The 13,082-nt window shown below is 52.9% G+C and carries 10 protein-coding genes; 5 read left to right on the forward strand and 5 right to left on the reverse strand.

Annotation, left to right across the window (positions count from 1 at the left end; genetic code table 11):
* The first annotated feature begins 502 nt into the window (after positions 1-502).
* Both murJ and trpS read left to right on the forward strand, forming a co-directional pair.
* Positions 503-2,053, forward strand: a complete 1,551-nt coding sequence (gene murJ, locus ABIE64_RS06500; RefSeq protein ID WP_063092290.1) for a murein biosynthesis integral membrane protein MurJ — start codon at positions 503-505, stop codon at positions 2,051-2,053.
* A gap of 172 nt (positions 2,054-2,225) precedes the next feature.
* Entirely contained in the window at positions 2,226-3,224 is a 999-nt protein-coding gene (gene trpS / locus ABIE64_RS06505) for a tryptophan--tRNA ligase (protein WP_354376921.1), read from the forward strand.
* An 85-nt stretch (positions 3,225-3,309) separates the two neighbouring features.
* Here the strand turns inward: trpS and ABIE64_RS06510 are convergent, their stop codons facing one another.
* On the reverse strand, positions 3,310-4,869 hold the full coding sequence (locus tag ABIE64_RS06510) for a hypothetical protein (protein WP_354376922.1): 1,560 nt from the start codon (positions 4,867-4,869) through the stop codon (positions 3,310-3,312).
* 174 nt (positions 4,870-5,043) lie between these two features.
* The gene (ribA, locus tag ABIE64_RS06515; protein WP_007088536.1) at positions 5,044-6,192 is read right to left on the reverse strand and encodes a GTP cyclohydrolase II; all 1,149 of its coding nucleotides are present in this window, start codon (positions 6,190-6,192) and stop codon (positions 5,044-5,046) included.
* A gap of 236 nt (positions 6,193-6,428) precedes the next feature.
* Here ribA and ABIE64_RS06520 point away from each other — a divergent pair, with 236 nt between their 5' ends.
* Positions 6,429-7,118 carry a response regulator transcription factor gene (locus ABIE64_RS06520; protein WP_007088535.1) on the forward strand — a complete coding sequence of 230 codons (690 nt, stop codon included), beginning with the start codon at positions 6,429-6,431 and terminating at the stop codon, positions 7,116-7,118.
* Between the two features lie 271 nt (positions 7,119-7,389).
* Here ABIE64_RS06520 and ABIE64_RS06525 read toward each other — a convergent pair whose 3' ends face one another.
* Complete coding sequence (locus ABIE64_RS06525; RefSeq protein WP_063092360.1) at positions 7,390-8,085, reverse strand: YggS family pyridoxal phosphate-dependent enzyme; 696 nt, start codon at positions 8,083-8,085, stop codon at positions 7,390-7,392.
* A 55-nt stretch (positions 8,086-8,140) separates the two neighbouring features.
* Between ABIE64_RS06525 and ABIE64_RS06530 the strand changes: the two genes are divergently transcribed.
* Together ABIE64_RS06530 and ABIE64_RS06535 are read left to right on the forward strand one after the other, a co-directional pair.
* On the forward strand, positions 8,141-8,779 hold the full coding sequence (locus tag ABIE64_RS06530; RefSeq protein ID WP_063114486.1) for a thiamine phosphate synthase: 639 nt from the start codon (positions 8,141-8,143) through the stop codon (positions 8,777-8,779).
* A gap of 34 nt (positions 8,780-8,813) precedes the next feature.
* A complete protein-coding gene (locus tag ABIE64_RS06535; protein ID WP_063092287.1) occupies positions 8,814-10,034 on the forward strand; it encodes a glycosyltransferase family 9 protein in 1,221 nt (406 codons plus the stop codon).
* Between the two features lie 76 nt (positions 10,035-10,110).
* On the opposite strand, the gene ABIE64_RS06540 is transcribed toward ABIE64_RS06535, so the two are convergent.
* Together ABIE64_RS06540 and ABIE64_RS06545 are read right to left on the reverse strand one after the other, a co-directional pair.
* Positions 10,111-11,151, reverse strand: a complete 1,041-nt coding sequence (locus tag ABIE64_RS06540; protein ID WP_354376923.1) for a porin — start codon at positions 11,149-11,151, stop codon at positions 10,111-10,113.
* 542 nt (positions 11,152-11,693) lie between these two features.
* Positions 11,694-12,713 carry a porin gene (locus ABIE64_RS06545; RefSeq protein ID WP_354376924.1) on the reverse strand — a complete coding sequence of 340 codons (1,020 nt, stop codon included), beginning with the start codon at positions 12,711-12,713 and terminating at the stop codon, positions 11,694-11,696.
* Positions 12,714-13,082 lie beyond the last annotated feature (369 nt).

Consider the following 13,082-nt stretch of genomic DNA (forward strand, 5'->3'; position numbering starts at 1 on the left):
AACGCCAAATCACCCCGGCAGGGATCCGTGTTCAATGGTGTAAGCACCATGATCGAATTTTGATTTGTATCGGAAGTTTGAACGGACGAGGGCTGGTCGGTCCTGAAACCTGATGTTATGGCCTGTTGTCCCGTAACATCATATTCCTCGGAGTGCAGCAGGTTGAGGTGGAGCGCCTTTATCCCTCGTCCGGTCAGAATAGCGAGGCTCGCGTCCCAACGAATCCTCAGCGAGTTGCAATGTATGAGTATTGCAGCATATTTTCTGTGACGGTTGTCACAACCCCAAGCATTTTTTACAAAACCACAGCCCATTTCACAAAAGTTCAATGTTTGTGCGCCCATTTAGGCAAAAATTATCGCCTCTCACTCACCGCTAATCCGCCGTCATTACGAGTTATTCACCTTCGACTGGCAGATTTCATGACTATCGAACCCGGTGGGACTCTTTGCCACGGTTAAAAACATATTCTGGTTCATAACTTTTTTGGATTTGATCGCGAATGTCGCTCGTACGTTCCATTGCCACGGTCAGTGGCTTTACCCTGATCTCGCGTCTTCTGGGTTTTGCCCGCGACATCATGATTGCCGGGATGCTAGGTGCCGGTGGCATGGCCGATGCCTTTTTCGTGGCCTTCAAATTCCCCAACCTGTTCCGCCGCCTGTTTGGCGAAGGCGCGTTTAACGCCGCCTTTGTACCTTTGCTAGCCGGTGATATTGAAAAACGCGGCCTTGATGTCGCGCGTGAATTTGCCGCACGCGCCATGTCGATGCTAATCCTGATTACCGGTTTTCTGGTCGCGATCATCGAAATCACCATGCCTTGGGCAATGCATGTCTTTGCACCGGGCTTTGCCGAAGACCCGGAAAAATTCGCCCTTGCCGTCGAATTGTCGCGTATTACCTTCCCCTATCTCGCCTTCATTTCGGCTGTTGCCCTGATGTCGGGTGTACTTAACACCCTGCACCGCTATGCCGCGGCAGCGGGTGCGCCCATCATCCTCAATATCTGTCTGATCGCTGCCCTTCTGGGACTTACACCGATGACCGAAACCCCGGCCCATGCCCTGGCATGGGGGGTTGCGATTGCCGGTATCGCGCAGTTCGTTTGTCTGGTGATTGCCTGCAAACGCGCCGGTTTTGTCATAAAATGGCAATTGCCCAAAATTGATGACCGGATAAAGTTGCTGGGCAAACGCATGATCCCGGGCATGATCGGTGCGGGCGTCTATCAGTTGAACCTCCTGATCGATACCATGCTGGCATCCCTTGTTTCGGACGGGGCGGTATCTTGGCTTTACTATGCCGACCGCGTACATCAACTACCGCTTGGCGTTATCGGAATCGCGATTGGCACGGCCCTTCTGCCGACCCTGTCGCGTCAACTTCAGGGTGCAGACCCGAAAGTCGCGATGTATAGCCAGAATCGCGGCATCGAGATCGCCCTGCTGCTGACCCTGCCTTCCGCGGTAGCGCTTGGCGTAATGGGTATTCCGATCATCAATGTTCTGTTTGAACGCGGTGCCTTTGGCGCCAGCGAAACGCTGATGACTGGCATGGCACTGACCATTTTTGCCTTTGGCCTGCCCGCGTCGGTTCTGGTCAAAGTTCTCGCGCCGGGATTCTTTGCGCGCGAAGATACCAAAACGCCCATCCGCATCGGCATTTCCGCCATGGTGATCAATATCGTTCTGATCATCGCCCTGATGCCGACCTTCGGCCATCTTGGCATTGCAGCAGCAACCTCGACCTCGGTCTGGATCAATGCAGGCGCGCTTGGCTGGATTCTGCACAAACGCGGTGATCTGGTCTTTGACGACCGGCTTAAACGCCGGGTACCACGCATCTTGCTGTCATCGGTTCTGATGGGGCTTGCCCTATGGTTTGCCATCGAATGGCTGTGGCAAAATGACGCCCTTTCAATCACGCGCGTCATCACCATGGCCGGGCTGGTCAGTGGCGGGTTGCTGATTTACGCCGTCACCGCACAGCTTTCGGGCGCGACCAGTTTCTCGGAACTGAAAGCAACACTTAAACGCGGCAACACCGCCTGAAGACGACTATTGCACCTTATTTCCGTCATTTCGGGACAAGCCGCTTGACCAAATCCGGTCCGGCGGCTTAACTCCCGCCCGAAGATTTGCAGGCTCGTCCGCCGGCGGGTGTCCAAAACCTGGCGGAGCATGCAGGTCACTCAACACATTTTTGGAAATGGACGACATCGTTATGGAACGTATTTTTTCGGGTGCTCAGCCCACCGGTAACCTTCATCTTGGCAACTATCTTGGTGCGATCCGCAACTGGGTCGCGCTGCAGAAAGACTTCGAATGCATCTTCTGCGTCGTTGATCTGCATGCCATAACCGTCTGGCAAGAGCCCAATGAACTGCGTTCCAACATCCGCGAACTTGCTGCCAGCATGATTGCATCTGGCATCGATCCGGAAAAACATGTCCTGTTCAACCAAAGTCAGGTTTCGGCACATGCCGAACTGGCCTGGATTTTCAACTGTGTCGCGCGCATCGGCTGGCTGAACCGGATGACCCAGTTCAAGGAAAAAGCTGGCAAGAATCGTGAAAACGCATCACTTGGTCTATATGCCTATCCCAGCCTGATGGCCGCCGACATTCTGGCCTACAAGGCGACCCATGTGCCGGTCGGCGAAGACCAGAAGCAGCATCTTGAACTGACCCGCGACATTGCGATCAAATTCAACAACGATTTTGGCGTCGAGTTTTTCCCACAGCCAGATCCGCTGATTCTTGGTCCGGCAACGCGCGTGATGTCACTACGTGACGGTTCGAAAAAGATGTCGAAATCCGATGCATCGGATATGTCGCGCATCAACATGACCGACGATGCCGACACGCTGGCAAAGAAAATCCGCAAGGCCAAAACCGATCCGGAACCGCTGCCAAGCGAGGCTGCGGGTCTCGAAGGCCGCCCCGAGGCCAAAAACCTGATCACCATCTATGCCGCACTGACCGATGCAAATGTTGCTGACGTTCTGGCAGAACATGGTGGAACCCAGTTCTCGGGCTTCAAACAGGCGCTGACCGATGTTGTTGTCGAAAAACTGGCACCAATCACCGAAGAAATGGCACGTCTTAAAGCCGACAATACCTATATCGACGCAGTTCTGGCAAAGGGTGCAGAACGTGCGGATGCCATTGCCCAGCCGATCCTCAAAGAGGTCAAGGAAATCGTCGGTTTCCTTAATCGCTAAAATCGCCAAGGATTCGTTACCAAATCAAAACAAAACCCGACATCAAACGATTGTCGGGTTTTTTTGATACTTTATGATCGGGTAATCAGATTGAATTATCCGCGGGCTGCTGGCGACCTTCCTGCATTGCCTGGTATTTCTTAAGCCCGTCCATCATGGTCTGACTGAACCAGACTCCGACCGGGGCGTCACTATTGCTGTGGCTTTGTGCTTTTTCCATCAATGGATGGACCATTTCGGCACTGTCTGCGCTTTCATTGCGCGCTATGTCGCGCTCCAAATTTGCCCTATCATCGCGCTGAATCTGCTGACCTGATGCCGGCTTGTCCTGTGCCACCGCATTGGTCGATGCAACGGCATTATTTGCCATGGTTTGCGCCCGATCACGGCCAAGGGCTGCGTTAAACCGTGCGGCCATTTCCGCAGCACTCAAGGGGCCCTGCTGCCCCGAACCTGCTTCTTGTGAATTTGCCGGTTTGGTTACGTCACCCTGCTTGATCTTGGCATATTTTGCCTCCCGGGCAGCAATTTCGGGCGCAACGCCAAATTGCGATGTTCCACGGCTTAACCGCCCGGAACTTTGCGCGCGTGCCCAGACCGTATCACCATTCTCGCTGCTAAAGGATGCGCGCTGTATCATGCCCTGATGCCCATTGCGGCTGTCCTCTGCGGTGCGCATGGTCATGTTTGATGCAATATCACTCTGCCCGGCACGTGCAATTGCTACGGCCAGTTCGGCCGGATCGGCATCCTGCGCGTCGATATTGGTTCCGGCCACATCATCCCCTGCCTTGGCCAAAAGACGCTGGGCGGTCTGTATTGCGGGATCATCGCCTGCTGACATTGAAGCTGCCGACGGTGCGACCTGCTGTCGGGCAACTGATTGCGTCAAGGTTTGAGCATTAGAGACAGCCGAACTTGCGACTGGTTTAACAGCTCCATAGGCAGCTGCGGCATTGGCATTGCTAACCGCCCCGCCCCAAGGCGTCACCAGATCAGCCGCATTGTAGGCCGTGGTACCTGTTTGGGTCTCAGTACCCTGCTGTTCGTTCATCGCCAGTGTCTCAACACCGGCCACCGGGGCAGCATCGGTAATCGTTGCTTGTTCGGCGGGATCGACCGGTAAACCATCCTCGCCGGCCATTGACCTGTCACCAACCATCCACGGCAGGACAAGATCGCTTGCCCCGCCAGTTGGGCCACCTTCGAGCGATGCATCGGCCATCAACGGCTGATCTGCCGGGGCCTCGTCACCTTCAAACATCGCCATGATATGCGCACCGGTATCTTCACCGGTCGCCAGATCGACAACCGCATCAACCGCCGCACCGGCCAGACCAAAGATACCGCCAAACAGACCGCCACCAACAACGCGCGCACCATTGCCAAGCTCGTCGCCTGTGATGCTGCGGTAAACCATGCCCACGCCGGGGATATGCTGCAAAGGATTGATCACATCGAGGAAATCGGTGAATTCAAAGCCGTCCTTTCCGAACATATATTCGGAAAAGCTGCGGCCTTCTTCGGCACCATCAACAAGCTGCTCGGCCGCACCCGATCCAGCAGACCCGCCGCCTGCCGCTCCGTTTGCGATGCTTGCCCCGTTACCGGGCGATATTTGCCGCCAATCTGCACCAATCGACATATCAGTCCTCCTCTTGCCAACTATTTTGCAAAAGGAGTGCCAGTTTTGTTTCTGGTTAAGGTATTGATTTTAAGGGAATTCATTGAAAGAGAATTTGACGCAGAACTGCCTGTCGGAATCTTCTGCCGGGTAGCATCAGGCAGTCATAATCAGGTGGATTCCGTTATGCGCGACTCAAAACAGGTGGCCGGCGCGGTCCTTTTTGGTCTGAAGATAAAATTCGTTATGACCATTGGACGGAAACTTGTGCGGCACACGTTCGGCAACCGTCACGCCCCAGCTTTCAAGCCCGGTAAGCTTTTCGGGATTATTGGTCAGGAGCCGGACAGTTTCAAACCCCATCTGACGCAGCATTTCGGCAGCTGGCCGATAAACCCGTTCATCAGCATCAAAACCAAGTTCCTCGTTGGCATCCAGCGTATCAAAACCGCGGTCCTGCAATGCATAGGCGCGCAATTTGTTCACAAGCCCGATACCGCGCCCTTCCTGTCGCAGGTAAAGAATAATTCCGCCCTGCCCGCTTTTCGCAATTTCGGCAATCGCTCCGCGCAATTGCGGTCCGCAATCACATCTCAGCGACCCGATCAAATCGCCGGTAAAGCATTCTGAATGCAGCCGGATCAAAACCGGCTGATCTTTTGCCGGCTCATCAATCACAATCGCCAGATGTTCCTGACCACCATCTTCCGGACGAAACGCGATAACCGTTGCGTTCTCGGCATTTTCCAACGGAACGCGCGCTTCGCTGACTTGGCGCAGGGTTGCGGCCGATGCGTCTTCGTATCCATTGATGCTCTCGGACTGAAGCACCAGAAGGTTCTGCGCCTTTGACAGCATTTCAAGCTGTTCGGGGTCAACCGGTGCCGTCACCACCGCCGGTAGCAACCGAGCCAGCTTCGCAAGGCGAATGGCCGCACTTTCGGCCATATTGACCGGACGCCACGCGCCAGCTGGCATGCTTTCAAGATCCAGTAACGGGTTGGCTATCTCGGCCAACGCTTTCGCATCAACAGCTGATTTTTTGGCGCTGACAAAAGCAATGAAATGATCGTTTTTACAGGTCTTGCCGAGCGATCTGGCCCGCACGCGCGGCAAAACAATCGCGGTATTTCCGCTTTTGCCAGCAATGTCATGAAGGCGCGTCAATCCGTGGTCAGAAAGCGGTTCGGCAGCAATCACCGCCACACAATGGGCAATGCCGTTTGCCTGTCCCTGGACCAGAACGATTTCACCGCGCCGCAAATCGGCAACAGCACGCGATACGGTCACCAGATCGGTCGCGGAAACATTGGCTTTTGATGGCACGGCAGCAGATTGGGTCATTGCAGTCTTTGTTTCTTCTGGGTCATACACGGATGATCACAACATCGCGATCCGGTCGGTATGGGGCTGGATAAGGTGCACGTCAATGGGCTAAAGCGAAAACAGTTTGTTCTTCAAAACGCAGTATGAGACTCTAATCCTAAGTATATGGTGGGCCTACGAGAACAATGCCACAAAAAGAACCGTCGGCAGGCCCAGAATATAGGCGGGATTTAGCAAGCAGCAAGGGATGGCGAATGTCGACAGGTAAACAGGTTCTGGTGGTCGAAGATGACGCGGCACTTAGCCAGTCTCTCACCGAGCAGCTCCGGCTTCATGAGGAATTCGAATGTGTCGTCGCCAATAGTGGCCAAAACGCCCTCGAAGTCGCCAAAGAAAATTACTACGACATTATCCTTCTTGATGTCGGCCTGCCCGATATGGATGGTCGTGATGTCTGCAAACTGATGCGGCGCGCCGGGGTCAAATCCCCGATCATCATGCTGACCGGTGCCGACAGCGATTCTGATACGATCCTTGGCTTGGAATCGGGTGCCAACGACTATGTCACCAAGCCGTTCCGCCTGAACGTGCTGCTGGCGCGTATTCGTGCCCATATTCGCCAGCATGAACAAAGCGAGGATGCGGTTTTCGTCATCGGCCCCTACAGCTTCCAACCCAGTGCCAAGCTTCTGATCGAAACCACGACCGAGAAAAAAGTCCGTCTGACGGAGAAGGAAACCTCGATCCTTAAATTCCTGTTCCGGGCGGGCGACAAACCAGTCACACGCGAAACCCTGCTTGACGAGGTCTGGGGCTATAACGCCGGGGTCACCACCCACACGCTGGAAACACACGTTTATCGCCTGCGCCAGAAAATCGAAAAGGACCCGTCAAACGCGACGATCCTGGTCACCGAGCCTGGCGGCTACAAGCTCGTTCCATAACCAGACCCAGACAAACCGCAGAAATACAAATAATTTGCAGAAATCCCGCCGGGCTAAATTCACTTGGCGGGATTTTTGATTTTTTCGTCACAAAACGGCTTTGAGCGCGTCTTATACGTCTGGGCCAGTTATCCACATTTTCTGCCAAATTCGGGCAGTTGACCGAAATCACACCTTAGAGATAGAAAAATCGGCGTTTACAGCATCAGATTTGCGTCGAAAACAATAAAAACAGGGTTGCAGCCGTCTTTAAAAGGCTTCATCTGGCGATTTAATAGCCCCGTGAGCCGAAAATTGCTGTCCCGACACGGATATGGGTCGCGCCAAGCCGGATTGCTGCCTCGTAATCGCCACTCATGCCCATGCTTCGAATGGCCAAACCATGACGGTCGGCAATTTTGCCTAACAGGGCAAAATGCGATGCCGGTTCCTCATCCACCGGCGGGATGCACATCAATCCCTTGATCGGCAATTTCAGGCGTTCGATGCAATCGATAATAAAATCATCGGCATCGGCCGGGGCTATTCCGGCTTTCTGCGGTTCTTCTCCGATATTGATCTGGATATAAAGATCGGGGCATTCGCCGGTCGTATCGCGATGCTTTGCCAGCGCATTGGCAAGTTTTGGACGATCAACGGTTTCGATCACATCAAATAACGCAACCGCATCTTTTAGCTTATTGGTCTGAAGCGGCCCGATCAGATGCAGTTCGATATCAGGGAATTCATCCCTCAGGCCCGGCCATTTCCCTGCTGCTTCCTGTACCCGGTTTTCACCAAACACCCGCCGCCCGTCGACAAGAGCGGGTCGCACATGATCGGCATCGTGGTTCTTGCTGACACAGATCAGGGTGACATCGCTGGGTGCGCGACCAACCGCTGTACAGGCTTTATCGATATTTTGCTGGATCTCGGCAAGATTGGCCGCGATGTCGGGATTGCCGGATGACAGATGCTGATCGCTCATGGATGATGGCCCAAATCGGTACAGGAATCGGTGAAACAGAATCGGGATACTATCAATGGATGCCACACTGGCAAAGCAGGCACGCCAACTCAATTTGCGCAATGGCGGTTCTGATTGCCCAATCCCGCCGATCATATTGATGACCGACGACAAACGCATGCCCGATCCGATCCCGGCAATCATCGGTCTGCCGCGCAGAAGCATGGTAATTTTCCGACACTACGGGCTCAAACCCAAGGACCGCGCACACCTTGCCTACATCGTTCGGCGAACCTGTCGCCAATATGGTCACCTTTGCCTGATTGCCGATGATCTTGCACTGGCCTTGCGCCTAGATGCCGATGGTATTCATTTGCCGGAATACCGCATCGAGAAAAGACCACATATCTATCGGCAAATACCACACGACATGTTTGTGACATCCGCCTGCCACAGCTTGCAAACGCTGCGCAAGCTGGCACTTCTCGCACCCGATCAACGTCCCGATGGTGTTCTGATCTCGCCGGTTTTTGCCACCCAAAGCCATCCCGGTGAACCGGGCATGACGTTTTCGATATTCCTTCAAAGAACTGCTTTTTGCCTCAGTCTTGGCCTTATCCCCGTTGCCCTTGGCGGCATAAAACCCGACAATGTCGCCCTGTTAAGGGGATCGGGCGTTGCATCTTTGGCCGGGATCGGGTTCTCTGCCACATAACACCGAGCAAAAGGTGACCGGAGATCGCCCGAAAATGCCTGCACATCACCATCCCGCCCGTAAGAAATTTACCCGGTTTGCATCAAAACAGCCGTTTCAGTTCGGCCTGCCCAATGTCAGCCCGGACCTCGTGCAGGCATCGGATAATAGCCCGGCCTATCTGACACGCACCTCATCGCTTTTGCGCCAGCAAATTCTTGCCAATGCGCCATCAGTAAAAATCATATCAGATAGCGTTCAACCTGATGTGCTTGCCCGCGATGCATGGGCCGATACCGATTTTGACCGGAAACGGGTCCTGTTTTTGATCCCGGACGATGCGATTGGCGATTGTGTCGGCATGGTTCTGTTTCTGCGTGCCTTTGCAACAAAATATCCCGGCGCGAAAATCGCTGTGCTCAATAGCGGTACGGCGTCTGACATATTCGCCACCATCCCCGATATCACGATCTTTCAGCTTTTCATCTCCGCCAAACGCCTCAAAACATTCGACTATCTGATCGATTTCAGCGAGATGGAAGGCTGGAAAGATATCGCGACCATGCCGGTTAACCCGGAAGAGGCACTTTGCGAGGCATTCGGAGTTCCGCCGATCCCGCTTGCATCCGAACGCGCACCGAAACTGGCATCGGGTATGAAAATTGGCATCCTGCCAATGGCCTCATCCCCCCTTCGCACCCTTCCCCCGGAACTAGTGCACGAAACCACAGAACTCCTTGCACAAGCCGGATTTGAAACCACTCTGATCCTCAACGCCTATCAGGGGGTAATGAAGAAATATAAGGACACGATCGGGTCGTTCAACACACCGAATATCCGCGTCGTTGACGGTTTCAAAACCATTGGAAATCTCGTGTCCTTCATCCGGGAACAGAATTATGTCGTGCTGGCCGATAGCGGACCTGCCCATATCACCAAGCTGTTTCAAACGCCCGGCATTGGTATCTATAGCTCGGCCTCTGCCACCGTTTTACAGGGCCGCCATCACAACCTTTACCCTTGGCAAAGCAGTTATAAAGGCGAGTTCTGCGAAGCGCCCTGCGGGCTTGCAAAATTGCGCGCAACCACATCGGGTGAAATCGGCTGCATGGGTAGCCTCCGACTTCCAATGTCGGAACTCGGAAACCTGCCGGTCAATTCTGACAGGGCACTGGCCGAACGGCTTGTGACCGAAAATCCGGTTCCCTGCGTCGCCGACCTTGTCGCACAGAAAGACCGCTTTTTAGCTTTTCTGCGTCAGGATATCGGGATCTGAGCCAGAACAACGGATGTTGGACAAAAAAGAAAAGGGCGGAAAACCGCCCTTTTCAAATCACGCTAATTCCCAGGAATTAGAAGGTCAGTGCCAGACCGGTGACAACGCCGTAACCGTCATTGTCCTCTGCGCCATCGACTTCGTCATCGAACCAGAAGATCGATGATTTCCAGGCAACGCCGGCACCAAGGGTGTAGGCAAGGCCAAGGTCGGCGGTGCTAATTTCACCGGTACCGTTACCACGGCTGCCATTGCCATATTCAGCATAGCCATAGGTCAGAGATACAGCTGCTGCATCCATTTCATAGGAAACACCAACGTCGAACTGATCGGTATCGTCCGGATTGCGGCTACCTTCGCTGAAGCCATAGTCATCGTCGGTATGGGAATAGGAGCCGCCAACGGTGAAGTTGCCGAAACCAACATTCAGACCGCCACCAAAAAGATTGCCTTCACCCCAGTTTTCGCCAATCGCGGAAACGCCAAGTGAAATACCGTTGAAGTCACCGGTATATTCAAGGGCACCAGAAACGATGTTGTCGCCAGATCCGCTAACGTTGTTATAGGTCGAAGTGCTGCCAATTTCGGTTGCACCGTTGCGGTTACTATCATCGGCAAACGAAACGCCCGCACGGAAGCCACCAAGGCTCGGTGTAAAGTAGGTCACTCGGTTCTGGTCACCAGTCGGAATGGTGGTATCGATCAGATAGGAGTTAACCCAAATATCGAGGTCACCATCGTTAACGCCAACCGGGCCGACTGCTGGTGCAACTATCTGCATCGAATCGGCTGCGCTGTCGTTTTTGCCCATTTCGATGCGGCCGAAATTGCCGCTGACATACAGGTACTGCTCGTCAATCTGGTCACTGGACGTTTCGCCTTCTAGCTCGACCACCGCGCCAACTTCAATACCGTTATCAAGGGTGGTCGAGCCCTTGAAATGAATTTCGGTATCGGACTGGAAGGCGTTGTTGCGATCACCGACTTCCTGATCGGCAAAACCGGCCCACTGGTTCATGTAACCACCAACCGACAATTTAATCGGCTCGGACGCCTGAGCCTGTCCGGCAAACGCAGCAGCGACGAGTGCACTGGACGCGATCAATATCTTTTTCATTTTACCCTCTCGGTTTTGCGTGTGAACCGGGCATTTGTCTTGAAATAGATGCCCGAAATTTCCCAACCAACAAAACGCCTGAAATGACCTGTGGTCAATTATAATAATGCGGAAATGTGTTTTAGTCGCCCATCTGTGGCAGAATAGGCACATCAAGACTTGAGAATCTCTTCTTCTGCGAAGCAGAATATTGTTTTAGAAACTTTATAATGCCAATCATCTTTATTAACGTGACTGATAGTCATTTAAATTTCAAACCAGTAGCAACAAGCAGTGGAACCATAGCTATCCACACACATACCAAAGAAACATCATGGCGCAGTCATTCCCTCTATCTGCGCGAACTTTTTCTCTTACAACACAATACCCATAAGTTGAATAATATTAAGAAAAATACCCTTGAAAAATTTTGCTTTGTAGCCGCTGGAACTTTAATCATTTCCATATGAAAAATCCCGCTCAACGTTTTGCAACGCGGCGGGATCACCAAAAAGAAGAGGGCGGAATACCGCCCCCTTCAAATCGAACTAATTCAGGATGAATTAGAAGTCGAGACGCAGACCGGTTACAACGCCGTAGCCGTCGTTATCAGCAGTGGTATCGTTCTCCTGGTCGAACCAGAAGACTGACGAACGCCATGAAACGCCAGCACCAAGAGCATAACGCAGACCAAGGTCAACCGCGCTGATGTCACCGGTACCGAAATCTTCATAACCATAGGTCAGGGAAACGGCAGCAGCATCCATAGCGTAAGATACACCAATGTCAAACGCGTCGAGATCGGTATTACGGCTGTTCAGGCCATAATCGTCTTCGGTGTGACCGTAGGAACCACCAACGGTGAAGTTGCCGAAGCCAACATTGGTACCAAGGCCGTACCAGCTGCCGTCGCCGGAGTTTTCACCAACAGCCGACAGGCCGAGTGCAACAGCGCCAAAGTCCTGATTGTACTCAAGACCACCGGAAACGACGTTGTCGCCCGAACCATTAATGTTATTGTAAGTGGAAGTGCCACCAATTTCGGTCGCGCCGTTACGGTTGCTGTCGTCAGCAAACGACACACCAGCACGGAAGCCACCAAAGACCGGGGTGTAGTAGGTCGCACGGTTCTGGTCACCGCTCGAACGAACGGTATCGATCAGATATGCGCTGGTCCACTGGTCCATGTCGCCGTCGTTAACGCCAACCGGGCCAACTGCCGGTGCGGTGATGCCCATGTCATCAGCTGCACTGTCGTCTTTACCCAGTTTGAACTGACCAAAACCACCATTGATGTAGAGGTACTGTTCGTCAACCTGGTCACCCGAGGTCTCACCTTCAAGCTCGATAACCGCACCAACTTCGATGCCGTTATCAAGAGTGGTCGAGCCTTTGAAGTGAACTTCGGTGTCTGACTGGAAAGCATTCGGACGACCGCTAGTAGCAGTGGTGTCTTCGTCAGAGAAGCCAGCCCACTGTTCCATGTAACCGCCGACCGACAATTTGATCGGTTCGGAAGCCGAAGCCTGACCAGCGAAAGCAACAGCGACGAGCGCGCTGGAAGCAACAAGAATCTTTTTCATCTTACCCTCTTAATGATCTGTAGCCGATCAGCAACACCATATTCCACACAACATAGCGGCTGATCACTGAGCGAGAGTAAAACGGATATAATGACTTATGGTCAATTGATTTAAGTGACTAATGTCCAGTTATAATGTGATGTGTGGTATTTTAGTCACAAATACTGCCATTTTTTCGTCACTTTTTCTGAACGTAAGTTAAAACAACAAAACAGAATGGTTTCCGACGCAGTATTCTTTCCTATAAATGACTCAGTATTCACTTATGTATGTGCTAGGACCAATCGACATTTAATTGCAGGGATTCCCAAAGCAGCCCAATTTTGATTCACTGTCGCCGTTTTAACGGTCAGTGGAGAAGAGATGAAA

It is taken from the genome of Thalassospira sp. MBR-102 (assembly GCF_040549275.1).
Taxonomy (GTDB): domain Bacteria; phylum Pseudomonadota; class Alphaproteobacteria; order Rhodospirillales; family Thalassospiraceae; genus Thalassospira; species Thalassospira xiamenensis.